The 25,324-nt window shown below is 67.4% G+C and carries 30 protein-coding genes, 1 tRNA gene and 1 pseudogene; 13 read left to right on the top strand and 19 right to left on the bottom strand.

Translation table 11 applies throughout. The annotated features are described in order from the left end of the window. Window positions 1-16: 16 nt before the first annotated feature. A complete protein-coding gene (locus tag DFJ69_RS00350) occupies window positions 17-1,228 on the bottom strand; it encodes a hypothetical protein (protein WP_116020627.1) in 1,212 nt (403 codons plus the stop codon). 180 nt (window positions 1,229-1,408) lie between these two features. Here DFJ69_RS00350 and DFJ69_RS00355 point away from each other — a divergent pair, with 180 nt between their 5' ends. The 3 genes from DFJ69_RS00355 (at window position 1,409) to DFJ69_RS00365 (ending at window position 4,795) form a co-directional block, all read left to right on the top strand. Then, the gene (locus DFJ69_RS00355; RefSeq protein ID WP_245973878.1) at window positions 1,409-1,966 is read left to right on the top strand and encodes a hemerythrin domain-containing protein; all 558 of its coding nucleotides are present in this window, start codon (window positions 1,409-1,411) and stop codon (window positions 1,964-1,966) included. Window positions 1,967-2,141: 175 nt separating this feature from the next. After that, complete coding sequence (locus DFJ69_RS00360) at window positions 2,142-3,761, top strand: putative glycoside hydrolase (protein ID WP_116020628.1); 1,620 nt, start codon at window positions 2,142-2,144, stop codon at window positions 3,759-3,761. Continuing rightward, on the top strand, window positions 3,758-4,795 hold the full coding sequence (locus tag DFJ69_RS00365; protein WP_245973880.1) for a polysaccharide deacetylase family protein: 1,038 nt from the start codon (window positions 3,758-3,760) through the stop codon (window positions 4,793-4,795). Before DFJ69_RS00360 ends, DFJ69_RS00365 begins: the two co-directional genes overlap by 4 nt. 73 nt (window positions 4,796-4,868) lie before the next feature. Here DFJ69_RS00365 and DFJ69_RS00370 read toward each other — a convergent pair whose 3' ends face one another. Together DFJ69_RS00370 and DFJ69_RS00375 are read right to left on the bottom strand one after the other, a co-directional pair. Continuing rightward, entirely contained in the window at window positions 4,869-5,450 is a 582-nt protein-coding gene (locus DFJ69_RS00370; protein WP_116020630.1) for a copper resistance CopC family protein, read from the bottom strand. Window positions 5,451-5,480: 30 nt separating this feature from the next. Next, window positions 5,481-6,098: a hypothetical protein gene (locus tag DFJ69_RS00375; RefSeq protein WP_116020631.1), complete on the bottom strand. Its 618-nt coding sequence runs from the start codon at window positions 6,096-6,098 to the stop codon at window positions 5,481-5,483. A gap of 76 nt (window positions 6,099-6,174) precedes the next feature. Here DFJ69_RS00375 and DFJ69_RS00380 point away from each other — a divergent pair, with 76 nt between their 5' ends. From DFJ69_RS00380 to DFJ69_RS35185, 4 genes are all read left to right on the top strand, one after another. Continuing rightward, on the top strand, window positions 6,175-6,807 hold the full coding sequence (locus tag DFJ69_RS00380) for an alpha-ketoglutarate-dependent dioxygenase AlkB (protein WP_116020632.1): 633 nt from the start codon (window positions 6,175-6,177) through the stop codon (window positions 6,805-6,807). A 77-nt stretch (window positions 6,808-6,884) separates the two neighbouring features. Then, a tRNA-Val gene (locus DFJ69_RS00385) sits at window positions 6,885-6,959 on the top strand. A 196-nt stretch (window positions 6,960-7,155) separates the two neighbouring features. Beyond that, the gene (locus DFJ69_RS35180; protein ID WP_245973882.1) at window positions 7,156-7,455 is read left to right on the top strand and encodes a hypothetical protein; all 300 of its coding nucleotides are present in this window, start codon (window positions 7,156-7,158) and stop codon (window positions 7,453-7,455) included. Window positions 7,456-7,473: 18 nt separating this feature from the next. Continuing rightward, on the top strand, window positions 7,474-7,833 hold the full coding sequence (locus DFJ69_RS35185) for a hypothetical protein (RefSeq protein WP_245973884.1): 360 nt from the start codon (window positions 7,474-7,476) through the stop codon (window positions 7,831-7,833). Between the two features lie 24 nt (window positions 7,834-7,857). Here DFJ69_RS35185 and DFJ69_RS36385 read toward each other — a convergent pair. The 10 genes and pseudogenes from DFJ69_RS36385 to DFJ69_RS00435 all read right to left on the bottom strand — a co-directional run. Next, a pseudogene (locus tag DFJ69_RS36385) lies at window positions 7,858-8,619 on the bottom strand (recombinase family protein); the annotation flags it as partial. A 239-nt stretch (window positions 8,620-8,858) separates the two neighbouring features. Then, window positions 8,859-9,185, bottom strand: coding sequence for a helix-turn-helix domain-containing protein (locus tag DFJ69_RS00400; protein WP_170177489.1), 327 nt, complete (start codon window positions 9,183-9,185; stop codon window positions 8,859-8,861). Window positions 9,186-9,417: 232 nt separating this feature from the next. Continuing rightward, window positions 9,418-10,116, bottom strand: coding sequence for a hypothetical protein (locus tag DFJ69_RS00405; protein WP_147312149.1), 699 nt, complete (start codon window positions 10,114-10,116; stop codon window positions 9,418-9,420). A 43-nt stretch (window positions 10,117-10,159) separates the two neighbouring features. Beyond that, complete coding sequence (locus DFJ69_RS00410) at window positions 10,160-10,990, bottom strand: replication-relaxation family protein (RefSeq protein ID WP_211328445.1); 831 nt, start codon at window positions 10,988-10,990, stop codon at window positions 10,160-10,162. Window positions 10,991-11,225: 235 nt separating this feature from the next. Beyond that, entirely contained in the window at window positions 11,226-13,388 is a 2,163-nt protein-coding gene (locus tag DFJ69_RS00415; RefSeq protein ID WP_116020636.1) for a type IV secretory system conjugative DNA transfer family protein, read from the bottom strand. Further along, a complete protein-coding gene (locus tag DFJ69_RS33600; RefSeq protein ID WP_147312150.1) occupies window positions 13,381-13,620 on the bottom strand; it encodes a hypothetical protein in 240 nt (79 codons plus the stop codon). Before DFJ69_RS33600 ends, DFJ69_RS00415 begins: the two co-directional genes overlap by 8 nt. A gap of 157 nt (window positions 13,621-13,777) precedes the next feature. Continuing rightward, complete coding sequence (locus DFJ69_RS00420; protein ID WP_116020637.1) at window positions 13,778-13,981, bottom strand: hypothetical protein; 204 nt, start codon at window positions 13,979-13,981, stop codon at window positions 13,778-13,780. Then, window positions 13,974-14,576, bottom strand: a complete 603-nt coding sequence (locus DFJ69_RS00425; protein ID WP_116020638.1) for an MT-A70 family methyltransferase — start codon at window positions 14,574-14,576, stop codon at window positions 13,974-13,976. The genes DFJ69_RS00420 and DFJ69_RS00425 overlap by 8 nt, the downstream gene beginning before the upstream one ends. A 227-nt stretch (window positions 14,577-14,803) precedes the next feature. After that, window positions 14,804-15,508 (bottom strand): vWA domain-containing protein, encoded by a 705-nt coding sequence (locus DFJ69_RS00430; RefSeq protein ID WP_147312151.1) that lies wholly within the window; start codon window positions 15,506-15,508, stop codon window positions 14,804-14,806. After that, window positions 15,505-16,500, bottom strand: a complete 996-nt coding sequence (locus tag DFJ69_RS00435; protein WP_116020640.1) for a hypothetical protein — start codon at window positions 16,498-16,500, stop codon at window positions 15,505-15,507. Before DFJ69_RS00435 ends, DFJ69_RS00430 begins: the two co-directional genes overlap by 4 nt. An 11-nt stretch (window positions 16,501-16,511) precedes the next feature. On the opposite strand from DFJ69_RS00435, the gene DFJ69_RS33605 reads away from it, so the two are divergent. Further along, window positions 16,512-17,255, top strand: coding sequence for a hypothetical protein (locus DFJ69_RS33605; RefSeq protein ID WP_147312152.1), 744 nt, complete (start codon window positions 16,512-16,514; stop codon window positions 17,253-17,255). Here the strand turns inward: DFJ69_RS33605 and DFJ69_RS33610 are convergent. The 5 genes from DFJ69_RS33610 to DFJ69_RS34755 all read right to left on the bottom strand — a co-directional run bounded on the left by DFJ69_RS33610 (window position 17,252) and on the right by DFJ69_RS34755 (window position 20,363). Continuing rightward, a complete protein-coding gene (locus tag DFJ69_RS33610; RefSeq protein WP_147312153.1) occupies window positions 17,252-17,917 on the bottom strand; it encodes a hypothetical protein in 666 nt (221 codons plus the stop codon). The two genes, DFJ69_RS33605 and DFJ69_RS33610, sit on opposite strands and share 4 nt — an antisense overlap. An 80-nt stretch (window positions 17,918-17,997) precedes the next feature. Then, a complete protein-coding gene (locus DFJ69_RS00440) occupies window positions 17,998-18,969 on the bottom strand; it encodes a ComEC/Rec2 family competence protein (RefSeq protein ID WP_147312154.1) in 972 nt (323 codons plus the stop codon). A gap of 235 nt (window positions 18,970-19,204) precedes the next feature. Next, window positions 19,205-19,648: a helix-turn-helix domain-containing protein gene (locus tag DFJ69_RS00445; protein WP_211328446.1), complete on the bottom strand. Its 444-nt coding sequence runs from the start codon at window positions 19,646-19,648 to the stop codon at window positions 19,205-19,207. A 77-nt stretch (window positions 19,649-19,725) separates the two neighbouring features. Beyond that, entirely contained in the window at window positions 19,726-19,869 is a 144-nt protein-coding gene (locus DFJ69_RS34750) for a hypothetical protein (protein WP_245973888.1), read from the bottom strand. After that, a complete protein-coding gene (locus DFJ69_RS34755; RefSeq protein ID WP_211328448.1) occupies window positions 19,866-20,363 on the bottom strand; it encodes a site-specific integrase in 498 nt (165 codons plus the stop codon). Before DFJ69_RS34755 ends, DFJ69_RS34750 begins: the two co-directional genes overlap by 4 nt. A 547-nt stretch (window positions 20,364-20,910) precedes the next feature. Between DFJ69_RS34755 and DFJ69_RS34760 the strand changes: the two genes are divergently transcribed. The 5 genes from DFJ69_RS34760 to DFJ69_RS00465 all read left to right on the top strand — a co-directional run bounded on the left by DFJ69_RS34760 (window position 20,911) and on the right by DFJ69_RS00465 (window position 23,976). Then, complete coding sequence (locus DFJ69_RS34760; protein ID WP_281275786.1) at window positions 20,911-21,261, top strand: TnsA-like heteromeric transposase endonuclease subunit; 351 nt, start codon at window positions 20,911-20,913, stop codon at window positions 21,259-21,261. Window positions 21,262-21,310: 49 nt separating this feature from the next. Beyond that, the gene (locus tag DFJ69_RS34765) at window positions 21,311-21,451 is read left to right on the top strand and encodes a hypothetical protein (RefSeq protein WP_211328450.1); all 141 of its coding nucleotides are present in this window, start codon (window positions 21,311-21,313) and stop codon (window positions 21,449-21,451) included. A gap of 125 nt (window positions 21,452-21,576) precedes the next feature. Beyond that, window positions 21,577-22,764: a hypothetical protein gene (locus tag DFJ69_RS00460; protein ID WP_211328451.1), complete on the top strand. Its 1,188-nt coding sequence runs from the start codon at window positions 21,577-21,579 to the stop codon at window positions 22,762-22,764. Between the two features lie 130 nt (window positions 22,765-22,894). Beyond that, entirely contained in the window at window positions 22,895-23,548 is a 654-nt protein-coding gene (locus tag DFJ69_RS34770; protein WP_211328452.1) for a hypothetical protein, read from the top strand. Then, entirely contained in the window at window positions 23,545-23,976 is a 432-nt protein-coding gene (locus tag DFJ69_RS00465; protein ID WP_211328453.1) for a hypothetical protein, read from the top strand. Before DFJ69_RS34770 ends, DFJ69_RS00465 begins: the two co-directional genes overlap by 4 nt. A gap of 892 nt (window positions 23,977-24,868) precedes the next feature. On the opposite strand, the gene DFJ69_RS34775 is transcribed toward DFJ69_RS00465, so the two are convergent. After that, entirely contained in the window at window positions 24,869-25,141 is a 273-nt protein-coding gene (locus tag DFJ69_RS34775) for a SigE family RNA polymerase sigma factor (RefSeq protein ID WP_211328454.1), read from the bottom strand. Window positions 25,142-25,324: the final 183 nt, after the last annotated feature.

Raw genomic sequence — 25,324 nt, forward strand, 5'->3', positions numbered from 1 at the left:
GGAGTCCCGGGTGGTGTCAGTGCTTCACCCGGACCTCGCGCAGGCTCGGGACCGGGTGCTCCCCGTCGGTCTGCATCCGGTACTCCCCGCCGAACCGGTCACGGTGCTCGTCGATGACCAGCTCGCTGGGCGGCTTCCCGTCGCCGTTGACGGCCGCCTGCATCCGCTCGAACCGCTCGTGGGCCTCCCGGACGTACCCCGCGCCCAGCGTCGTGAGGTCGATCTGGGTGGCGAGCAGCTCCCGCAGGTACTGCTTGTTGGGCTCGAACGTCACCGGGGCGGGCAGTTCGGGGGCCAGGATCTGCTCCGGGTCCCGTCCGTCGTGCTTGCGCATCATGTCGCAGGCCAGCCGCAGGTGCTCCAGCTCCATGTTGAGGTGCAGCTCCCAGATCCCCTTCACCCGGGGGTCGCTCTCGGTCTCCATGAACGAGTGGTACATGTAGCACTCGTTGTACTCGTGGTTGACCAGCCGCTCCCACCACGTCTCGCCCGGGTCCACCAGGGACTCGTAGTGCGTGACGTGCTCCTCCTCGATCAGCCCGATCTCCTGGTAGAGCCGCCGGGCGATGGGCTCCATGTACTCGGGGCCGACGTTCATGTAGAAGTTCATGGTCTGCTGCTCGGCGGCCATGATGGTCAGCGCGTGCAGCTTGGAGATCGGGGCGGCCTTCGCGCGGTCGTAGGGGTCGCGCACGTTGTCCATGGGGTCCCGGTGGTGCAGGAACGTGGGCCGTCCCGGCATGACCTCGGTCAGCGCGTCGACGATCTTGTCCGCCTTGCGGTGCTCGATCATCTCGTACAGGTTGGCGTACCGGTACAGGTGGTCGAAGTCCTCCAGCACCCCGAACTCGTAGGCCTGCTTGAGGTACGGGTCGGGCTCCATGCGCGCCACCCAGCCCGTCAGGTCGACGGCCACCTGCTCGTAGGCGAGCGTGGTCTCCAGCACGGAGGACTGGCCGGGCAGCAGCCAGTTGACGACCTTCTGCTGCTGGGCCTCGATGTAGCGGACCTCGGCCAACTGCCACTTGATCTCGGGCTCGACACAGATGCGGGAGAAGTTGTGGCTGAACAGGATCGCCTCGACCTCGATCCCGTTCATGGCGATCACCCGACAGCGGGTGTACGGGTCGGCGCGGTCGGGGTCGAGGGGCTCGACGTCCAGCTCGCTCCAGTTGCGGAGTTGGCGGTCGAGGGGGATGCCTCGATGTTCGAGCGGATTGAATCCCATGCGTCACCTCACGGAGTCGTCGGTGCCGCACGCCGTACCCTCCTCCACGCAGAAGTCACCGCCGTTCGCCGCAAAGGTGATTTGGCCGCCGGCCCCGCCCGGAGGCCGGCATGCCGCGCCCGGAATCGGGTACGGGCGCGGGCGCATCGAGCGTCCATCGCCGAACCGCGAGGAGCACCCGTGACCCGTCCGCAGACCATGACCGAGACCGACGTGATCGACCTGCTGGTCCACCAGCACGCCATGATCCGCGATCTGTTCGCCGAGGTGCTGGAGCACTCCGGCGACGCGCGCAAGGAGTCGTTCCAGAAGCTGGTGCGCCTGCTGGCCGTCCACGAGACCGCCGAGGAGGAGATCGTCCACCCGACCGCCCGCCGCAGCCTGCCCGGCGGCGAGGGCATGGTCGACGACCGGCTCCAGGAGGAGCGGGAGGCCAAGGAGATGCTCGCCGAGCTGGACGGCATGGACGTCCACGACCCGCGGTTCATGCCCGGGCTGGACCGGCTGCGCCTCGCCGTGCTCACCCACGCCCGCGCCGAGGAGCGCTACGAGTTCGACCGGCTGCGGGACGAGTTCAGCGACGCCCAACGGCGTGCGATGGCCCGGGCGGTCAAGGCGGCGGAGGCCACGGCGCCGACCCATCCCCATCCCGGCACGGAGAGCGCCACCGCGAACCTGACCGTCGGTCCGCTCGCCGCCATGGTCGACCGGGTGCGCGACATCATCCGCAAGGACTGACCCGGCGACCGGGCCCTTCAAGCCCTGATCAAGGACCGGTCACCCATCCCTGAAAACTCCGGCGCGGAGCGACCGTGTCCGGCCCGGACGGAAGTTTCGCGCGGGCCGCGCATGGTCACTTATGGACACACGGAGTGATCGCTTCCGTACGTTGCGCATCGGGGGTTCTCAGGCGATGAAAACGATCAACAGCGCGCGGCCCTGGATGGTGGCCGCGGGCTCCACGGCGGCGGTGACGGCCGTCCTGGTCGCGGGGGGCCTGGTGATCAAGCAGATCGCCGGGCCCGACCTCACCGTGACCACCGTCCGGGACGGCGCCGTGCTGGGCGGCGCCGCCGCGCGGGGGCAGACCCTGACCATCACCGCCGGGGAGCCCGCCAAGGTGCGGGCCCGACTCGACGGCCGCCCGCTGGCGCTGCGCGTCGAGGGCGGCCGGCTCGTCGCCGGCCTCGGCGGTCTCGCCGAGGGCCGCCACGAGCTGTCGGTCACCGCGCCGGGCAGCCTGCCGCTGACCGACGGCACCGTCACCCGGAACTTCCGCGTGGACGCCACGCCGCCGGGGGTGAAGGTCGACGGCGTCGCCTCCGGCGGCGGCATGGCGCCCCATCTGCGGGCCCGCGGGCTGCGCCAGGCGTTCTCCCTGACCGGCGAGGTCGAGGGCGCCGTCCGGGTGACCAGCGACGGCCGCCCGGTCGAACTCGACGACGGGAGGTTCTCGCTCGACTACAAGGTTCCGCCGGACGCCGTCCGGCTGACCGCCTACGACGCCGCCGGGAACCGCACCGACCACACCGTGCCCGTGGTGGTGCCGCATCCGGAGATGCGCGCCGTCCACGTCACCGCCATGGCGTGGGCGTCGCAGCCGCTGCGCGACCGGGTGCTGCAGATGGCCCGCGAGGGGCGCATCAACGCCGTCCAGCTCGACGTCAAGGACGAGGACGGCATCGTCGGCTACGCCTCCCAGGTCGCGCTGGCCCGGCAGGTCAAGGCCGCGCGGCCGATCTACGACGCCCGCAAGGCCCTGGATCAGTTGCACGCCATGAACGTGCGGGTGGTCGGCCGGATCGTCGCGTTCCGCGACCCGCAGCTCGGCCGGGCGTCCTGGCGCTCGGGCAAGCGCGACCGGCTGGTCCGCACCTCGGGCGGCGACGCCTACGGGGCGCACTACGGCGTCCAGTCGTTCACGAACTTCGCCGATCCCGAGGTCCGCAGGTACAACATCGACCTCGCGGTGGAGGCGGCCCGGCTGGGCTTCGACGACATCCTGTACGACTACGTGCGGCGCCCGGACGGGCCGCTGCGCTCCATGCGCTTCCCCGGCCTCAAGGGCTCGGTGGAGGACAGCGTGGCGTCGTTCGTCGCGGAGACCCGGCGCGTGGTCCGCCCGCACGGCGCGTTCCTGGGCGCGTCCGTGTACGGCATCGCCGCCACCCGGCCGCTGGAGATCGGCCAGGACATCGCCAAGATCGGCCGGCACGTGGACTACGTGGCCCCGATGCTCTACCCCTCGCACTGGGGGACGGGCGAGTTCGGGATCAAGAACCCCGACGCCGAGCCGTACAAGACCGTGCACGCCTCGATGCTGACGTTCCACAAGGTGCTGCGCGGCACCTCGGCCCAGGTCATCCCGTGGCTGCAGGACTTCACGATGGGACACCGGTACGGGAACGCCGAGGTCAAGGCCCAGATCGACGCGGCGGCCAAGACCGGCAGCCCGTCGTTCCTGCTGTGGGACCCGTCCGTCCGCTACCACCCCGACGCGCTGCCGCGCCGGGCGACGGGGAAGGCCGCATGAGCATGGGCAAGGGCGGAACCAGGCTCGCGGCCGTGCTGGCGGCCGCGTCGGTCGCGGCCGGGGCCTGCGGGGGCTCGCAGGGCGCCCACACGGCCGGCGACCACGCGCCCGCGCAGGGCGCGGCCGCTCCCGCGAAGCGGCCCCAGGTCGACCCGGCCAAGGTGCGCGCGAACGAGCTCGGCAGGGTGCCGGTGCTGATGTACCACCAGATCGTCCCGAAGCCGGCGACCGTCTACGACCGGACCCCGGCCGAGCTGCGCGCCGAGCTCGACCGGCTGGCCCGCGAGGGGTACGTCCCCATCACGGCGGCCGAGTTCGCCGCCGGGCGGATCGACGTCCCGGCGGGCCGGCATCCGGTCGTGCTGACCTTCGACGACAGCACGATCAGCCAGTTCGCGCTCGGGGCCGACGGGCGGCCCCGACCGGACACCGCGGTGGGGATCCTGCTGGACGCCGGACGCCGTCATCCGGGGTTCCGTCCGGTGGCGACCATGTTCGTCAACGGGAGCCCGTTCAACGATCCCGGCGGCCGGCGGACGCTGAGCTGGCTCCACCGGCACGGCTTCGAGATCGGCAACCACACCTCCACGCACGCCAATCTGGGCTCGTCGAGCGCCGCCGTGGTCCGCAAGGAGATCGCCGGCAACCAGAAGGCGATCACCGAGGCGGTGCCCGGCATGACGGTGCGGACGCTGGCGCTGCCGTTCGGCATCAAGCCCCGGCCGCCGGCGCTGGCGCGGCACGGCGAGAGCGGCGGCGTCCGCTACGACCACCAGGGGATCTTCCTGGTGGGCTCGAACCCGTCGCCCTCGCCGTACGACGCGTCCTTCGACCCGCAGAACATCCCGCGGATCCGCTCGCAGGGCCCGAAGGGCCAGGACGCGAAATTCGCGTCCGCGCACTGGCTGGACCAACTCGACACGCCGGAGGGCGACCGCTACACCTCCGACGGCGATCCGTCGAAGATCTCCTACCCGCGGGCCGCCACCACGCAGATCGCGCCCGCCTGGCGGAAGATGGCCCGGCCCTACTGAGCCGGCGACGGCCGGCCCGCCCACGGCGGGCCGGCCTCATCCGCTCCTCGCGTCCCGGTCAGGGGCGTCCCGGTCAGGGGCGTCCGGGACCGGGACGACGCCGGACGAGGAGCAGCGCCCCTCCCCCGGCCAACGCCGCGACGGCCAACGCGCCCAGCCCGACCCACAGCCAGCCGCCGCTCCCGCCGTCGTTCGCGGCCGTGGGTGTCGCGGTCTCGGTGACGGGCGGCGCCTGCTGCTCCGACGAGGCCGGGGCCGGGGTGCTCGCCGTTCCCTCGACGGTGAACTCGTACGTTCCCGTGACCGGGTGGCCGTCCGCAGACACCACCCGCCAGGCGACCGTGTACGTCCCGGGCTCCAACGACCCCTCGATCGGCAGCGTGACCTTGGTGCCCGTCACCGTGGGCTTCGGCCCCTGACGCCGCTGCCCTCGCGGGTCGGTCAGCACCACCTGCGGCAGCATCACCTCGTCGGTATAGGTGAGCGCGATCTCCGATGGGGACGGCACGGTGGCGTCCTTGGCCGGGGACGACTCCTTAAGGGCCGTATGGGCCTGGGCCGACGGCGCGGCGACGCCGACGACCACCAAGGCCGTCAGCAGCGCCGCCACCATCGCCGCAGCCCGGCGGGCGGCGGCGACGAACGTCATGGACATGACGAGATCTCTCCGTTCGATCGTTCGATGTCAGTGCGTCGCGAACACCGAACGGAACGGCGGGCCCCGCAGCCCCACCGAATGCCGCAGCGCCGCCGCGCGGGGACGCCCCGCCGCCCGCACCACGGCGACCACCCGTCGCCGCACCGGCACCGGGACGGGCCCCGCCGGAACGGCCACGCACGCACGCGCGAACGCGGCCAGCCGGCGCGCCAGCGACCAGGCCAGCCGCTCGCCCCGCCACAGCCACCACGCCGACGCCGTCGCCGCGGCGACGTGCGCGAGGGTCATGCCGGGGCCGGCGGAGGCGGACACCGTCTCCGCCACGGCCGCACCATGACCCGCATGTCCCGCATGTCCCGCTTGGGATCCCGGCCCGGCCGGCACGGAGGACCCCGCCTGCATCGCCGCGAACAGTGCGTGCAGACCGAACTGGCCGCCGAGCAGGCCCCCGAGGATCGTCCACCCCGAGCGCTCATGCCCCGCGAGCACCCACGCGACGACGAGCACCCCCGGACCGCCGACGGCCACCCCCGTCCACGGCACGCCCGCACGGGAGGCCCAGACGTGCCCGGCCAACGTCAGGGACACGCACACGACCGTGAAGGCCGAGGCGCGCAGCAGACGATGAGGCGGAGGCACGGTCATGACCGCTCCATCATGCCACCGCCGCCCACCCTCCCCGATCGAACACATGTTTGACAGCTCGCCTAGACTGCGGGGCATGACACCTCCGTTCCAGGCGTCCCTGCTGACCTGCGAGGACGAGGCCCGTCCCGGTCCCCTCGGCGGCACGGTCCGGCGCACCGCCCTCACCCTGGGCGCCTGGATCGACCTCCGCCCCACCTGGATGGGCGGCGCCGACGCCCTCTTCGAACGCCTCGCCGAGACCGTCCCCTGGCACGCCGAACGACGCCGCATGTACGACCGCGTCGTCGACGTCCCCCGCCTGCTGGCCTTCTACGACGAGCGCGCCACCCTGCCCGACCCCGCCCTCGACGAGGCCCTGCAGGCCCTCAACGACCACTACGCCGCCGAACTCGGCGAGCCCTTCCGAACCGCCGGCCTCTGCCTCTACCGCGACGGCCGCGACAGCGTCGCCTGGCACGGTGACACCCTCGGCCGAGGCCGCACCGAGGACACCATGGTCGCCATCATCTCCATCGGCACCCCCCGCGCCCTCCTCCTGCGCCCCCGCTCCGGCGACTCCCCCACCCTCCGCCACGACCTCGGCCACGGCGACCTCATCGTCATGGGCGGCTCCTGCCAACGCACCTGGGAGCACGCCATTCCCAAGACCGCCCGCCCCACCGGCCCCCGCATCAGCATCCAGTTCCGCCCCCGCGGCGTCCGCTGACCCCCGACGGTGCGCACGAACCCCCCACGATGCGCTACTCTTTCTGGCGACGGCAAGCCCCAAAGCCACCGTCACCCGGGCGATTAGCTCAGTGGGAGAGCGCTTCGTTCACACCGAAGAGGTCACTGGTTCGAACCCAGTATCGCCCACCATGTTGGCCCTACTAGAACCCTGGTCCTTCCAGGTGCCAAGTAGTAGGTCTTGCAAGGTCAGACCCGTGGCAGAGCCTTCCTCCTTTGGGAGGGAGGCTCTGTTGGTGTGTGGGGTGGTGTTGCTGCCGTGGGTGCCTGCTGCCTGCCTGTCGGTGTCCCGAACGGTCATGAGGCTGGCGAAGGGCTCCTTGAAGTCGTGACCGGTGATCGTTTCTTCTTCGACATAGAGCGCCTTGAAGATCGCTTGGTTGAGGAGGCGACGCTGGTGGTCGTTGCTGCTGAGGTAGAGGCGTTGCGGTTCGGCAAGGAGGAGGAGCGCCAGGGCGACGAGCTTGGCGCGGTCGGTGAGTTCGGTGTTGACGTTGGCCAAGCGGTCTTGGAGCTTGGTGCGCCTGGTGCCGATGGCTTTGAGCTTGGCGCGTGCTTTCTCCGTGGGGATTGTTCCGTCGGCGGCGAGGTCGAGCAGGTTGTCTTCGCGTGTGTCGAGGGTCTGTAGCTCGGCGTTGAGCTGCTGGTGGAGGAGACGGGTGGCTTCCTTCTCTTGGTGGACGATGTCGGTGAGCTGCTGCTGGAGGGTAGCGAGGTAGCTGGGGGCGAAGCGGATGGTGGCGTAGTGGTCTTCGACCATCGCTTCAAGCTTGCCGATGTTGAGGTGAGGCGTGGTGCAGTCGCCAAGCTGGCGGCCTCGGCAGAAGAAGTACTGGTAGGTGGTGCCGTGGCGGTTGGTGGTTTCTTGCATGATCATGCGCCTGGTGACGCCGTTGGCGCGGCAAGCTCCGCAGTAGAGGCTGCCTTTGAGGTAGTGGTGGTGGGTGCGGCGGCGCTCGTCGGCGGTGGAGCGGGTCTCGATGACCTCCTGCACCCGCTCGAATAGTTCAATGTCGATGAGCGGTTCGTGACGGCCCTTGATCTCTTCGCCTTTGTAGTCGATGTATCCGATGTAGTAGCGGTCACGGAGCAGGTTGGCGAGTTGCGATTCGGAGATGGCTTTGGCGGGGGTTTTGGTGGTGAGGCGGGTCAGTAGGCCCCGGTCGTAGAGTTCTTCGCATAGATCTTCGAGAGTGTAGTCACCGCTGGCGTAGAGTTCGAAGGCCATGCGAACAAGGTGGCCGCGTTCGGGGTCGATGATGACGGTGCGGACTTCCCTGCCCTCGATGTGTCTGCTGGTGTTGAGGTAGCCGAGGGGTGCTCGGGCGATGGTGCCGCCGTTTTTGGCTTTGTTGGCCATCTTGGTTTTGATGTCGTCGCCGCTGATGCGGACTTGAAGTTCGTTGGAGATGGCCATGATGCCTTGCATGGCGTCACCGAGGTAGCCGTCACCGAAGTTTTCTTTGGCGGAGACGAGGGTGATGCCCATTTTGGCGAGGTGGGCTTTGGTGGTGAGTTCTTCGAGGGCGTTTCGGAAGGCGCGACTCATCATGTAGACGATGACGTAGCGGATGGGCGGGCGGTGTTCCTTCTTGCGCTGCTGGTTTTCGGTGGCGAGGTAGGCCAGCATCTCTTGGAAGGCGACCCGCTTTTCCAGGCTGGTGGCGGAGCGGCCGGGTTCTACGAATTCCCGGGCGATGCCGACGCTGAGGGCTTCGGCTTTCTCTCTGCCGTGCTGGCGTTGGGTGGGGATGGAGTTGCCTTCGGGGTCGTGGTCGGCGTCGGTGTCCATTTGCTTTTTGGAGGAGACGCGGAGGTAGAGGACGGCCTCTTCGGCTTCGACACTCTCCTCGTCCCCGGGATACGCCTGGTGGAGGGTGGCCGGATCGGCGGTGACGAGGGCCTCGTGGTGGGGCGGTGTGCCGTTCGGGGGGTTCAGGTACGCGCTGGTCACGGGAGGTTCTCCTTTCGAGTTTCATGGTTGCTGTGGTTGGTCACGGGAGCGCGGCGAGCACGCTATTGGCAAATTGGCTAGTGCCGCGCTTTGGTGTATTCGTCTTCGGTACTGGCTGGCCCGTGGGGGTCGATGCCGCAGTCAGCGATGAGGCCCTCGATGTAACGACAGGCGTCGGTGAGGACGTCGTTGGGCAAGGGGCCGTAGCGGGCGCACAAGTAAGTGGGAAGATCGGGCGGAGTGAGCTCGCAGCCGACGCGTATCAGCAAGTCGGTCAGGGGCACGTCCAAGGCGCGTGCCAGCTTGTTCAGGGTGTCAGGGCGAGGCGAGTGGCTGGTTCGGCCGTTCTCGATGCGGGCCAGGCCGCCGGAGTTTATTCCCGCCTTCTTGGCCAGCTGCCGCATGCTCAGGCCACGCACTTCCGAAGTGCCTTGATGTACGCGCCGAATTTTCCGCCCTAGATAGTTGATCCTCTTGCATATCCTCACCTCTTTTGTCTTATGTGTCCCCATTTTACCTCAGCCGTTGCCAATTGCCCGAGTCCTTTAGCGGCCATTCCTTAACGTAATGGACTGGATACGCTCCACAAGGCGGCGCATCGTTCAAAGCGGCACTGGTGCTGCCATATCCGGGCGGTTAGGAAGTGCGTGGAGCTGGCGGCTGGGCAGCGAGGTACTGCTCCAGGCGGCTGGTCCAGGGCGGCAGCTCAGCCGTGTCGTGTGGCTGCTGGCGTAGTTGCCGGCATTCGGCGCGGAGTCGGTCGGCGTCGCCGTTACCGGTCTCGGCGAAGATGGCCATTTCTGAACTCGGCCCCAGGAGCGCGGCCAGTAGCGTGGCGATGGCTTTCGCGTCTTCAACTTCGATGACCTCGCCGCGCGCATCGGCCTCGTGAATGGCGATACGCAGGTAGGCGCTGACTCTTTCCAGGGCGGTGCCGCCCAAGGGGATCTCGTCGACTGGTTCGTTGTTGGTGTCCTCGGCGCGCTCAAGGTGGTCGGTGATGTAGGAGCCGAGGTGGGTGGCCCATTCGCCGCGTTCTTCTTCTGGCGCTTCGGCGTAGAGGGTGGCCAGTTCGCGCATCATCGGTTCCCAGGCGATGCGGCCGGTGACGGCGAAGTGGTGCAGCGCGCTGTCGTGCCGGTCCGGTTGCTGGTTGGCCAAGGCGCGGGCCAGGCTGCGCGCGCCCCAGTCGGGGACGATGCCGTCGTCCGGGGTCTGGGCGAGGGCTTCATCGATAGCCGTGCGCAGGCTGTCGTCTTGGTCGACCACGCCGGTCAGGTCGATGTCGCCGGGCGGCAGTCGTTCGTGTTCAGGCGTGGGCCTGGGGAATTCCATGGGCATTCCTCCTTCCATAGTTGATCCCTCCTTTCGATGGTTGTTACTTGTTTCGCCCCTGAGCCTCCGCAGAAGCGGGGACGGGCCGCTCGCCCGTCATAGCGGCGCGGAAACCCTCGGTTGTGACGACGTGGAACAGTTCCGTCTGGACGTGGCGGTCACGGGCCAGGGCGATTTCAAGCACACCGCGACGCTGTTCGTCGGGCACCACCCACAGCACGCCGGGAAACAGCCCATGCTCGGCCTGGTGCTGACCGGTGGCGGCATACCGCTGGTAGACGGCGGCTTTGCGCACCACCACGCCAGGGTGCTCGGTGGCCCGGTCGACCTCGATGAACAGGTGGTCTTCGTAATCGCCCGTGGCGGTGATGGTGAACAGGTCAGGCTTGAGCCAGGCCGGTGCGCCGTGGGCGGCGAGGTAGCTGCGCCAGCAGTCGGGCTCGGTTTCCAGCCGCACCAGTTCGACCGCGCCGCTCCGGGCGAGTTCGTGCAGCCGGACGGCCAGTTCCGCAACGTCCAGGGTGTGGGCGGTGAAGGCGGTCGACGGTTCCAGGTAGCGGCGGCGGGTCGGATCGCCGTGAAGCGTGCGCAACAGCCGCTCACCGCTGGCGCCGAGCTGCCAGACGATGCCGGAGGATCCCGCCCGTGCGCCGCCGATGCGCCGCCCCAGGCGGGCCACCAGGCCGTGTGCCTCCAGCCGGGTCAGCACGCGCATGGTGGCGGTCGAGGCCGCCATTTGGCTGCTGTGCCGCTCCCCCTCACCATGAACAAAGTGCAGCCGCCGGATCAGGGCGGTGGTGAGGAGCCGGTGGTCGCGCAGGTCGTCCAGCACGGCACGGTCCCGCTCCGACAGCTGGGCCAGCAGCTCGGCCACGTCGCTTCTCGTCATGACCGGGCCTCCAGGCGGCTGACTGGCAGCCACAGCGGACGAGGGCCGAGGCCGGACGGGAAGCGGGAAAGACGACCGGAAGGGCGGTCAGTCCCATCCCGCCGGCCGCCATTCGGGCGGAACAACCGGGCGGGATTACTGGGAGTGAACCTCGCGAACCTGCGGGTGAAGACACGGGCGAACAGACGGGTCGGCATCGTGGCCGTGATCGTCACAGTCCTCATGGCCGCCTCCGTTGCCGACGTCCGACCGGCCCCGGCGGCGATGGCGACGGCTCGACCGGTGGCGGTGGCAGCGGCCCGTAGCGCTCGGCCACGGCTGCCCGCACCCGCGCCGGGTCGGTGGTTGGCGGAGGTGGCGGCAAGGTCTTGACCAGCGCCCAGCCAGACGGCAACCCATCGGCCACCAGGTTGGCGTACGCCTGGTAGCGGCCCAAGGCCATGAAGTCCTCGGCCACCAAACCCCGCGCCAGGCGAGCCATGTCACGGGCGTCATCGTGTTCGGTCGCGAACACGAGCTTGCTCCGCCCGTTGATGTCGATGGCCGTACGCAGCTCGGGCGGGAACTGGCTGCGGAACTGTGAGGCCAGGAACCAGCCGACGCCCAGTGAGCGGGACTGCGCCAGGGCGTCTGCCAGGGGTACGGGCAGGCCCGTGAAGCGGTGGGCTTCGTCGATGAACACCATGCCCGGTCGGCCGCTGGGATCGGCTTCACCGGCTCTTTCCTGGATGGCCTGCCAGAGGTCGGCCACCACGAGATTGCCGAGCAGCGTGGCGGTGCCGCTACCCACCAACCCCTCGTTCGCGGGCACCAACACGACCTTGTTGTCTCGGAAGACGTCGCGCAGCCGGAAGCGGCCCGACCGCTGATCGAGCATGCGCACCAGTGCCGGCCGCAGCAGGAACTGACGCAGCTTGTTCAGCGGTGCAGCGATCACCGCCGCCTGTGCGCCAGGATTTTGATCTTCGTACCAGCTCCAGAATCCCGCCAAGGCGACGTCGTCCTGGATGGCTCCGACCAACGGCCGCCGGAACGGCGCATCGGTCAGCAGGCGCGGCAGATCGACGAGTGTGGCTGGACGGTCGGGTGTACTGGTGCGTGCCAGCGTCCGCAGGCTGGCCGAGAAAATGTCGGCGGTGCGCGGCCCCCAACCGTCATAGAAGACCGCCTGGAAGACGGCCATGATGCCATCGACCACGACATCGGGATCCCGGCCCGCTACGTCCAGGGGGTTGAAGCCAACCGGCGAGGCATTGCCAGCGTTCAGCTCGACCACATCACCGATGCGGTGCGCCGGTACGCGCGCCATGATGTCGTCAATGAGCTGCCGTTTGGGGTCGAGCACCACCACCGGGCGACCGGCAGTGATGTCGGCCAGAATGAGGTGCAGCAGCGCCGTGGTTTTTCCCGAGCCTGACGGCCCGTAGGCCACCCCGTGATACGTCTGATCTTGCGGCGAAATGCCAAGCAGGCGGCTGTCACCGGGTACCGCACTGCGGGCGAAGACACGCCGCCCGCTGTGGACATTCGCCGCCGCGCCTAGCAGCTTCGGATGGACGGGTGGCAGGCCGGGCAGGTCACGTTCGTCGTTGCGATCGTTGTCGGCATACGGCCAGCCGAGCAGTGTGGCGACCTCGCTGACGCCCAGCTGCAAGGGCCAACGCCACGGCCGCTGCGCCGCGTTCAGCCGCTCGGCCGGTTCGCGGACCAGGTGCAGCCGCACGCCAGGACTCTCGGTGGTGGCCAGGGCACCGAGCACAGCCGTGATGAGCTGACGGCGGCGCTCCGGGGTAGCAGCCGCCACCCCGACCCGGACGGTGGCCGCAAAGCCCGCCTGACCGAGCCGCCGGGCGACGCGGGCACGGCTGTCGCCGCTGGCGGCAGGTTGCCCCTTGGTCAGCAGCGTCCAGAGCGAAGCGGCAGGCTCCCCCACCCGAGCGGGCACCGTCCGCGGCGGGCGGGCAACACCGAGCACGGTTTGCACCACCAGCGCTTCACCATCACCGAGCGGCCCCGCCAAGGCAGACAGCAGCGCCCGGGTGGTGGCCTCGGGCGCATCGGTGGTCAGGGGCAATCCGGCCGGATGCTGCCGTAGCCGGGCTACGGTCTGCACCGGCACGCGCCGTACCGACCGGCCGTTCGCTGCCAGGTTGAGCCGCGTGCCCGGCAGCGCCGCGACCAGCTGACGCTGCAGCCTGCCGATCCGCTCGGCCGGGGCGCCCAGCAGGAAGCGCACGCCGTCGGCATCGGCCCGTGCTTCCAGCACGATCCCCGCCGGGCCGGGCAGCGACGCCAGATGCCTCAGCCACTCCACCACCTGCCCGACCACCAGCGGACGCGGCAGATGCAGCTCCCCGAAAAGCAGGCCCGCCGCCTCACTCATTGGCGGCCTCCCTCTCTTCGTTCTGGGCCTCGTCGCGGGTTTCGTGGGCCTGGCCGCCGGTGCCTGCTGCGGTTTCGTGCTCAAGCTGGGCCTGGCGCTCCAGCTCGGCCTCGGCCAGGCTGAGCAGGGCACGACCGAGCTTCTTCATGTCGGGCGGATCCTTCCGTTCACCGATCACCCGGAAGCGACGCTCCTGCCGCCGCTGACCGTTCCTCCTGTTTCGTTTTCCCATCACTTACCTCCTTTCCGCTTAAGTGCTGACAGTTGTAAGCACATTCCTTTTACATGTTCCGCATAACCGGCGATCCGTCAAGAATGTTTGTGCATTTCACAACACACCCGGTGCCCTGACCGCCGTTACACATGCGAGGTGTAGAACCTCGCAAGCATTACCACTGTGAACGCCGCAAGCGGACCACCGCCACCACGACCCAGATAACCGCCGCCAGCACGAGCATGCCGATGAGCCACGGCAGCAGCGGGCGCAGGCAGGCCACCGTCAGGTTCAGGGCGATCACCGTGCCGAGCAACAGCAGACTGGCACGAAAGGCCGTTTGGAACGGGTGCTGCCACGGACCTTCCGATTCACTCACCGGGTCGCTCCTTCGGCGTGCGCTTGCGGTCACTGGGCACCGGATAGCCCGGAATGGTGATGTCGGCAGCGACCTCGTCTCCCCAGACGAACCATGGCCGATTACTCGAAGGACGCCGCCGCGCGAACAGTTCCAGGTACGGCCCCTCCGATACCCTCTCGATAACGGCGTACTGTTCCTCGGGCTTGTGCGAATGGTCTTGCACGGGAGCGTTGATCCAGGTCGGCTGGGAGCGGAACCGCACCGGTGCCTTGCCGCGCGTGGCGAACAGCAGCGTTTCGCTGGAATTGCGCAGATAGTGGCCGAGGCCGAGGTAGAACTTCACCCAGGTCAGCGGCGAGCGCACCGTGAAGCCATACGCTTCGGCCACGTCGTAGCCGAACCGCAACGTGGCGTTGGTCGTCCACAACCACAAATGGGCGTCTTCCTCGGCCAGATCCGCCACCGGCAGGGCCATGATCCGCTCCAGGCTCATCAGCGGATAATGGCGCGCAGCGCCACGCCCCCCACCCTGATAGGTCGGCCAGGGTGGATCGACCAAAATGGTGCGGAACTTGCTCGGCACGGGCGACGAGTGGGGATGCTGCTCGGTCATGACATTCTCCTTTCTGACCCCGATATGCGTTCACCTGAGTTGTCTTCGGGATCTCGCGGCTAGTTATGACGGGAATTGATCTATGGGGCAACCGTCGATCCGGCCGAACATTCGGCCGAAGCTTCGACCGGATCGACGGGGGCCTGCCTCTGGTCGAGACGTGGGAAGAGATGCGGGGAGCGGCGCCACGACACGCCGTTGTGAAATGCGCGACGACGCCGACCGATTTACGGCTCTGGCCGCACCCAACTCCCGGGCCGATGCGCCACCAGACTGGCGAACAGGGCTCGGGCGACTGCGCCGGGTTGTGCCCTGTCCCCGATGCGGCTGATGGTCACTCCCGGTGGGAACAGCGCAGTGTCGATCTGGTGGTCGAGGACGACGGCATGCACCTGTCCGGGAAAGGCCGCCAGGCTCGCCAGTACCGCCAGCGGATCGGAATCCAGGAGCTGGAAGTCCGACAGCAGCACCAGCGTCGCCGCGTGGTCGGGGTGCGTCTGCGCCAGGGCCACCGCTCGCGCCAAGGACGGGGCCAGCACGCTGGACCCTGCCCCGTCCGGCGGTAGCCGCAAGCCACTGCGGAGTTGCTCCAGGCCGCGTCGGGTCAACGGCACCGGCAGCACATCGCCGCTGCACGGCGAGTCGAAATGCAGCACCGCCGCCAGCTCCCCCGACGTGCCCGACCGCGCCACCAGCTCGAAGGCCCGCTCCACCTCGGCAAAGCGCTGCGAGGCCGGATCGGTGCCGCTCGGCGCCACCACCGAGCCGGAATTGTCGAACAGGGCGATGGTCAGCGTCGGTCGTGACGAGGGCCGTCCGGCATGCCCCAGCTGCACCCCCGCCGCGACGACGGGACGCGGCGAGCCGGGCGGATTGCCACCGAGCAGACGGCTCGGCAACAATTTCGCGGGCAGCAGACGCGGGCGGCTCACTGGGCACCGTCCTGACGCCGTCGCCTCCCGATGACCCCACCGGCTTCCCCTGCCGCGAAGCCATGGCCGGTCACGACGGCGTTGTTGTGCTGGATCCGCCACGCCAACGCCTCCACCCGCTGCGTTGCCGCCAAGCCCCGCGCCTGGTGCTCGACACCCAACGAGCGGGCGGCTTCCGCGGCTTCGGCCTGACGCCGCAGCACCGACGCTGAACCCAGCCGCCGGAAATGCCGCTCGGCACTCCGGGCGCGCCTCTGGTAGGCGTACAGGAGATCGGCCACCTCATCGGCCGAGGCATAGCCCAGCAGGAACGACCCCATGGCGGTGGCCGCCGCCAGGCAGCCGAACATGGCACCAGCCGCCGTGCCTTCGGTACTGGCGCGCAGGATGAAGATGCCGACGCTCAGCAGCGCCATCACCACCAGCGACAACAGGCCGGCGAGGCCGACCAGCCGCGCGCCACGATCACGACCGACGAACAAGCGCTGATAGCGCCGTTCATCGTCGCTCAGCGTTTCCGGATCACGGGCACGGCCACGCGCCAGCCGCAGCGCCTTGACCTCCGACCCGACCAGGCCGGCACATCCGGCCGCCACTCCCGAGGCCAGCGCCTGCCCGAGAGCGATGGCGGGCACTTCCCCGAAGGAAACGGCTGCCGCCCAGACACCGGACATGTCACCGAGCACCAGCAGCGGCCAACACAGGGCGTAGCGCCATTTCGCGCCCGGCTCGCGCCGCGTATACGGCAGCAGCACCCGAGCAGCGTGCAGATAGGCGGCATTGGCCTCGCGCACCGCCAACTCCTGCTCGGCCAGCAGCACTTCGGTGGTGGCGGCACGACGTGCCAGGCCCTGGGCGCGCAGCTGGTGCGCACGAGCTACTTCTTCACCCTCGGCGGCCCAGGCCATCGCTTGTTCACCGGCCAGCGCCTCATACTCCAGCTCGACGTAGGTGGTGCCCAGACGCGACGGGCGCACCTGCACCCCGCCCACCTGGATACCGGATGGATCCCAACGTTCTCACGAGCCTGATAGCTGCCGGATCAGGTACCGGTGGCATCCTTCTGAAAATGGGCTATGACGGCGCTGTTGAGCGCATCAGGTCACGCAAGGAGAAAGCAGGTCTTTTCCTTGAGGAACGCAAGGCCGCATACGTTAATTTTCTCGATCTGAACAAGGCGCGGTTGGCCTATCGGAGACAGCTTCAAGAGCTGAGCTTGATCGCCAGAGCAGGAAAGCGAGTTAAGTCAGAAGTTCTTGAAGAGTTCCCCGACTCGCCAATGCAGGATCTAGTAGGCTCACTGGATGGCCTACGGCGCATAGCTCGCACAAATGATATTGTGACCATCGCTGAAAGAGTAGTGTCGCTTCACGGCGATGCGAGTGCAGCGATGCGTTTCTACATGACCAGCGAGGAGTTGACGTACGGACTCCCTCTATTCCTCATCGACAGGTTCTGCGAAGACTGCGAGCGGGAGTTCGTCGCCGCGTATCGCAGGGATCTGGGCATAGGTGCTCCCAAAGGTGCCCAGAAAGACTTTCCTGTGGTACAGCGCGCCCTACCCATGTCTATAGCTGATGCACAAATCCTTCTTCGCGCGTTCGTGTCAGCTTCCGGCGGTGAACCTGAAGCTGCGGGGGTAGTTTGGCCGGAAGTCGGCACAGGAAAGCCACTTACAGCCAAGGATTCTCGCCTCTTGAAGACGCCAAAATATCGCGCGATGCTCACAGATGAGAATGAAAGCTAAGATCGGCCGTTCTCTGGATCAGCCGAGGAACCCGCTTGCTCTCGGCGCAGATCCCACGCTTGTATACCTCGGATGACTTCATCGCCGAAACGAGCCCAGAACCGCCGAAACCTCGAGACCAACAGAAAGAGTGCGATCAGGCCCAGCGGAAGCCACAAGAGCAAATCAAGGCGATGATGTCCGCTTCTGGAGGCGGCAACTAGCGATCCGATCGACATAACAACGGCAGTCGCCATATTGCGGTAGAAACCAATCTGGTGGTTTAGAGTCTGCAAGTGTCCGTCGAGCTGCTCTTGGCGGAGCAGGGTATAAGCGATGTTGAAGCGCTGCTGGAAGTCAGCTGCATCCGGAAAGAGCTGCGCGAAGTGGTCTTCCACTTTCTGCTTTCGCGCATCATCGTAACGCCCACGATTACCGAACACACCGGCTGTCGATGACGGCCACGAGCCCGGCCTTGCACCCCATGCCAACGGTTGCAAGAAATTCGCCACGGCAACATTCAGATGACCCACAACGAAGGCAGCCGCTGTAAGCATAATGAGAACAGTTGCACTTGGACTGGCATTCGTGGGGACAATCTCGAACCCGTATAGGACAACTGCAATTATAAGGCCGCCAGGCAAAATGAAGCTGATGTACTCATATATATTGAACTTGTCCACTGAGCGGCCACTCCTGCGGGGGCGAGTAGCTGATCACCCCAAGGGGTGATGTATGACCAGTCGAGCCGCCCAGGATACCACTAAGTGATGTCGTGGATGCGCTCACCCTTGTGGTTGTAGATCCAGATGTCGCCATAGTGTGAAATCTGAACCTTGATGCTGCCGTAATAGCGGGTTGATAGAACCTTCGCACCATGGCTTGCGTATTCGTCCGAGGCGTCAGTCGATGGTTTCTTACCCACAGAGCAGATAACTGCCGTGGGGGACATAGCGTTCACCGCGTCTTCGTCATACCCGGACTTTCGCCCATGGTGAGAAGCTTTGAGGATGTCGCACTGCAGGGCAGTCGCGCCTGGGTTGTCGAGCATAGAATCCCACGCAGGACCTTCCGCGTCACCCGGGAGGATGACGTTCCGGCCACCATAAGAGATCTTCAGCACGTATGAGCAGTCGTTGTATGAATCCTTATTGTCGCAGGCGTCAATGAGGTCCTGCGTCGGCGAAAGGATCTCGATATTGTCATCAGTCCAGTACTCCCCCGTCGCTCCTCGAAGATTCGTGAGCACCTTGTGCTGAGATTTATCAGGACCTTCCCCTTGCCGGAGTTTGCTATAGATATCCCAATCAATCCAGGCGTAAGGAGAGTTGGTGAAGCTACTCTCCTCACACTCTTTGCCGTGCGCCACATCCCAGAAGTTGTCAAGCGGAACCTTTTCCTGCCAGAAGAACCGATGGAGCCCACTCATGTGGTCCATGTCTGGATGCGTTTGGATGTAACGGAAGACGGATTTGCCCGAAAAGTTCGCCGCATAATAGTCGTGCGGATCGACCAGGAGAGACTTGTAGTACTCCTCCCAGGTGCGCTTTGCCTCCACCAGTCGCACAGCCTTGAACTCAGATAGCGACAGCCCCTTGGCTTCGGCCAGGGCAGCCGCATCCTGCTCGGGCAGGCTCTTGGAGTTGTTGATGTCGATCATCATTAGGCGACCGGATGGAAGTTCAACAAAGGTGCAGTCACCGTGGCCAACGTTGAGGAAGTGCAGAGTGAGCATGTGAGCCTCTCGGAGATGGGAAGGGCAAGTTGTTGCGTCCTGCGCTGCTCTACGCCGTCATGGCAGGCATCACGGGCCGCTTGTCGTCTCAACCCAAGCAAGCCCGCCACGAAGACACTCGAACTCGCGTTCGAGCCGAGACAACGTTAGCAGTCGATTACGACCTCCAAGTCGCGACACGCCGAAGATGGTTAGTGTCGTCCAGATTTATCCGGCTTCGTGGTAGGGGTCAGGCTCAGGTGGATCGCCTCCCACCCCGCCTCGGCCTCATCCTCACCCCACGCTCCAGCAGGCGGCTCCGCACCGTCATGTCACCAACGCCCATACGCTCACCGATGCGAGCCAGTGACCAGCCGTCTTGGTAGAGCCTGACGGCTTCGTTGATCTGCTCGGGAGTCATGCCGGTCATGCGCATGGAGACGCCATGGCGCTTGAGGATCTTGCTGATGGTGGTGCGGTGGACGTGGAAGCGACGGCCCAGTTCGTAGACGGAGGCTCCCGCTTCGTAGGCCGCTACGACCTCCAGGGCTTCTTGATCCTTGAGCTGCTTGGCACGGCCTGGCAGATCCCGAGGGGGTCTTGCCGGGAGCGGTGCGTCAGCCGACGGCAGCTTGCGCAGGAGCGCCTCGAGGGCGGCGGCTTGGGTGCGGGGGTTGTAACAGGGGTCAACAGGGGCCACGCCCAGGTCAAAGGCCCTTTTCCCTCTCGCAGGGACGGGGCCTTTTTGGCGTCCGTGCGTGATTGGTGCGTGATCGTTCAGACCGTGCGCACGCGACGCTCCCAAGACTTGCGGACCTTGTCGTGAGCGTCCGGCGCCAGGTGGGCGTACCGCTGCGTCGTGGCGAAGGATTCGTGGCTGAGCAGGTGCTGCACGTCGTACAGCGCAACGCCGTCGATCACGAGCCGGCTCGCCGCCGTGTGCCGCATGATCTTCGGGGGGAAGCGGCGGATCCCGCGGCCTTGACCGCCGGGTACCAGAAGCGGTCGCGGAAGTTGCCGTCGTCGATCGGGCCGCCCATCGGGGCAGGGAAGACGAGCCCTCCGCACGAACCCTCCCCCGGCCTCGTGGTGCCGTCGGGCATCACCTTCGGGCATGTGCATTTCCCGGACCATCGACGCCCCGCTCCCAGCTCGAGTGCGGTCGCCTGCATCGTCGCCGGTGGTACGGGCACCACGCGATGCGAGCGCCGCGACTTGGGGTACTCCCGAAGGCCGTAGCGGGTCATCACCCGGGTCACCGCGACCAGGCCGCGGTCCCAGTCGACACGGTCGGTGTGCTGTCCATAGATCTCGCCGGACCGCAGACCGACGTCCATGCCCATCTCGACCAGGAGGCGCCACCGTCGCCCGAACCTGCGCTGGATGGTAGGGCAGGTCACCTTGAGCTGGTTCACCCACTCCTGGGCCTCGGCCCGGGTGATGGCGTTCAGCGGTCATTCCCCCCAGGCGGGCTCGCAGTGCGTACGCCAGATGCTCTCGGGCTTCCCCTGTGGCGTCCGGATCTTCTTTGTGGATGATCACGCGGTGGCCGCGTGGACTTTGTGGGCGGTCGGACATCGGAGAGCGAATCGCCCCTCTGCTGTCCGGTCTCACGGATCATGGCTGTGTCTCACTCGATCGTGTGTGGCTGGTGCCGGATCCGGGGTCTCTGCCATGTGGGGTGGCACGCGGGTGAGGTTGTGCCTCCTTTGGGGTGATTCGGTTCTCATTCGTTGTGGCCGGTCCCACTGGATCAGCGAGGGTCGCGGTGTGGATGAGACCGTGGCGCCGGATGTGGGCGGCTGGGCCGTGTCGTGGCTTGGCGGGCAGGGTGAGTACGTCGGCCGCTGACGACGGTGACCGAGGTCGTCTTCGAGGCGGTGCCGCCGGTACGGGGGTTCTCCTCGTATCGGGGCCAGCGTCATTTCCCGGGTTCGTACTACGCGGCGTGCATGGACGGGCATGTGGGGTTCGAGTCGGTGGCTTGAACGCGATCATCTGATGCTGCTGGACTTCGCTCCGGACATCGTGGGGCTCGCGTCGCAGCCGTTCTGGTTGTTCTGGGTGACTGCGGAGGGCAAGACCAGGTCGCACGTGCCGGACTATTTCGCTCGACGCGGAGACGGGTCCGGGGTGGTGATCGACTGCCGTCCGATGGGCCGGCGCAAGCCCCGCGACGTGGTGGCGTTCGAGGCAACACGGCGGGCGTGCGAGGCGGTCGGCTGGGAGGACCGGCTCGTCGGTTCCGCAGACGAGGTGCTGGTGCGGAACGTGAGGTGGCTCGGGTTCGCGGCACCCTCGCCATCACGATGAGGATATCGCCGGGCGGTTGATGGAATCCTTCGCGGGCGGAGCCCCATTGTTGGCCAGAGTCGAGGAGATCGGCGACCCGATCGCGGTCCTGCCGCGTCTGTTCCATCTGCTGTGGTCGAGGGAGCTGGTCGTGGATCTGACGGTGCCGTTGCACATGGCGGCGATGATGTCTGTTCCGGCGGCCGCGTGATGGGCGCGCGGGCGTCTAGGCCTGTCCTGCGGGTCGGCGACTGGGTGCAGCTCGATGGCGGTGAATCCCAGGTGGTGGCGTTGGCGGGGACGTCGGCCAGGCTCAGGTCCGCGGTCGGTTCTGAGATGGTGGTGCTGCTGCCGTTCTTGCTCGGCTCACCGGGGTTCGCGGTCGTCGACGGTGCGCCGTTCCCGGAGCTGGAGCCGTTCGGTCTGCTCGACGGCCTTCCTGAGGAGGTCATCGCGGCGGCGAAGGAGTGGGAACGCCACATCGTTGAGGTGATCACCGGGCTGCCTCCCGAGGCTGAGCCGGGTGCCGTTCCGCGACCTGAATACGATCCGCAGACCCGGACGGTGAAGGAACGGGCGGCCGCGAAGGCGGCTGAACTCGGGGTGGGGTTGCGGACGGTGTTCGTCCGGCGCGCTCGTCACGTCGAGCAGGGCTTGTGGGGCTTGGTCGATCAGCGGGCGGTGCGGGAGTGGCAGGCAACGGGGCGGGGCGATGCGAGGGTCGTGCAGGCCGTCCGGGAGGCGTTGGACGCCGAGACGCAGGCGTCGACGGGGACGCGTTCGCGGTTGATCTGGAAGGTCACCAAAGCTCTGGAAGCCGTCCATGGTCCGGGAGTGGTTCCGCTGCCGGGGAGGACGACGTTCTACCGGTTGATCGACTCCCTTTCGACGGGCCGTCACACGTTCGGGTCGGCGTCGACGCGGCGGCAGTTGGCGAACCGGCCGGAGGGTCCGTTCGAGCCGACGTCGGCGGATCGGCCGGGCGAGCAGGTGCAGATCGATTCCACGCCGCTGGATGTGATGGTGCTGCTCGATGGCGGGGTGACGGTGCGGGCGGATCTGGCGATCGCGGTGGATGTCGCGACGCGGACGATCTGCGCGGCGGTGTTGCGGCCGGCGGGCACCAAGGCGGTCGACGCGTCGCTGTTGTTGGCCAAGATGTTGGTGCCCGAGCCGATGCGTCCGGGCTGGTCGCAATCGTTGGCGATGTCGAGGTCGCTGTTGCCGCACGCGTCGTTGATGGACATCGACGCGCGGATGGAGGCGGCGGCAAAACCGGTGATCGTGCCGGATGGCGTGGTGATCGACGGCGGCAAGGTGTTCGTCTCCGACACCTTCATGCGGGCCTGCGAACGGTTGGGGATCTCGGTGCAGCGGGCTCGGCAGAACACCCCGACCGACAAGGCCGTGGTGGAGGCGACGTTCCCGTCGATCAACACCTTGTTCACGCAGTATCTGGCGGGCCACACCGGATCCAACACCGACCGCCATCGGCAGTGGCGCGGGCGGCAACCTGGTGTTTGAGGGGATCAAGGCGTTCTTCGGCTGATGCAACGCGGGCTGGATGCGCCTGCTTCGAGCATCTTTCAGCTCTACCTGCAACCGAAAAGTACAGGTTGAGTTTGAACAAGATCAGCCTGTCTCAACCCGCCGCGTGGGCATGCAAAAACCACATCAGCACCGTTGTCCGAACCGTGGCACGCTCTCCTACGTGAACCGGCCGAATAACGACGAGCGCTCCGAAGCCCCGACACATGCTCGCGGGCCGGTGCTACCGGGCCTCCTCATCGAGCTGATCGCGGCCGGTCAATGGCGGCACCCCGGCGACGAAGTGGTGCACGCGATCATGCCGTGGTTCAAGGACCCTGTGGACCTCCTCACCGGCCTCGATCAGATCCGGCGGGAATCCCGCGCACTCGACCGCTTGGCCGACGACGAATCCACTGCTCGGATCTTCCGGCTGGCCCGAGGCGGCTCCGCCACCGAACCGGTCCAGCTTCCATGGCTCGACGTCGACCTCGCCATCCTCATCGCGGTGAACCGAATCCCCGGAGACGATGTCGCCATCGCCCTGGACTACCGCACCAGCAACTCCGACCCCCAGGTCGTCGCCGGCGACGCCTGGAGCGCCCCCCACCGAGGCGACTGGCGCACCGTCGCCCCGACCTTCTCCGCCTTCGCAGCGGCCCTGAACCTCCCGGGCCACGGCACCATCGCTACGTCGGCCCCGCCGAGATCCGCGATCGCATCCACCCCGGCCGCTGCGGGCACGCGATCACCTCCCACGACGACCTCGCCGCCTGGTTGACGGGGCGCACCGAGCAGCGCCCGGACGAACCGTTCACCTTCGTCATCGACCTGAACGAAACCCTGCTCCTGGCCCCGCAACGCAGCGAACACGTCGCCTGCGCGGGCGGCGAACCCGTCCTGGGCGCAGGCGAGGTCACCTTCACCCCGGCCACCGGCCGCTGGACGGTCTACGAAATCAGCAACCAGTCGACCGGCTACTGCCCGGACGTGACGTCCTGGCCGGTGGTGCGAGCCGCCCTCGACCGCGCGGGCCTCGACCATCCACCTACCTGCACCCACCCGATCACCTTCCGCCGCTGCCCTCGGTGCCACGAACGCAACATCGTCAAAGACGAGCACTACGTCTGCGCGCTCTGCGACGCGCCGCTGCCCAACACCTGGAACATGGACCGGCCAAACGACCACCCCACCGAAACTGCAAAGTAAGTCCGAACAAGATCACCGGTGCTGTCCGGACTCACTCTTCAACCCGCAGGTCAGCGGAACCGGCCGCTGCAGAGTTCACCCGGAACGGACAGGAAACGAAGTCGCAACCCGTACAGAGCCGGCGGCGGCATACCCCTCCGGTCCCGGTAGACGGCGGCGAAGGGGAACCTCCCCCAAGGGGCCAAGCGGAGCAGGCGCGGACCCTGCCCGGCCCCGTCCATCCGGGCCAGGCGCGCGACGACGACCCACCCGACGTCAGTAGACGTCCCACGATCCGCCTCATCGCCGGCGCCGAGCACAACCCACCCGCACTCGAACGCGACGACGGCCGCGCCCGGCTGCGCGAGGTCCTGGAGGACCTGCTGCCCGACACCGGGCGGCGCCCCCGGTGGCCGGCCACGACGCGCTGCTGAACTCCCGCCGCCGGCCGCCCCCGGTCGACGGGCACGGCCGCAGCCGGCGGCAGCAGATCCAGCAGTTCGTGGGCATTGATGTGATCTCGGGCTTTGGTCCGGGCCCGGATGCCGGGCTGATGATCATGGCCTACGACGTGGTGGTGGAGATGGTGGGCGGCCCCTACGACGGGCACCGCCAAGCGCTAATGCGCACCGAGGACCTGCAGGCGCCCCCGGGAGAAGCTCGGCACCTGGAAGCTCAGCGGCGACCACCCGTGGCCGCACGACGTCCCGGACGGGTGCGTTCCGCGCGCCATGTACGAGCCCGAGGAGGCCCCGGCGCCGGTGAAGCGGTGGACCTACCGGGAGCTGATTTACACCTAGACCTCTTCCCCAGGGCCTCCCGGTAGAGGGATCCCTCTACTCCGGTAGACCCCCCGGTAGGCCCCTGTGACCTGCGCGGTAGAGGGAGGTAGAGGGGGTCCGGGGAGCACGGTTCAGCGGGCGGCGCAGGCCAGTGCGGCATAGCCGTGGCGGCGCATCCACAACTCGTGGGCCTGGTCGGGCCAGATGGTCCGCCAGTGCGGCCGCCCGAGCCGGGGGTGCGGAAGCGGTACGTCTTGGACGTGGTCGTCGCGGTGTACAACCTCGCCCAGCGTTTCCTGCACCAGATCCTCGACCGGATGCCTGTCCCCGGTCAGCGACCAAGCGGTCCGGAACAGGTGCCCGCTCCGCGCTGATGCGAACTCCACGAACTCCTCGTCCGCCACAGCGGGTTCCTCCGTCCCTCGACGTCACCCCCCAAGACGCCCCGACCCGAGCATCCCGTCACACGTTCCGGCCGATTCTTGCCCGGGCCTGCTCAGGGCGGACCGAGTAACAAGCGAGCAGCAAACGGTCTGTCATATGAACACGGATGCGTTGGATTCTGTCCTTCGTCGAAACAACGCGAA

The sequence above is a fragment of the Thermomonospora umbrina genome (genome assembly GCF_003386555.1).
In the GTDB taxonomy this organism is placed as follows: Bacteria; Actinomycetota; Actinomycetes; order Streptosporangiales; family Streptosporangiaceae; genus Thermomonospora; species Thermomonospora umbrina.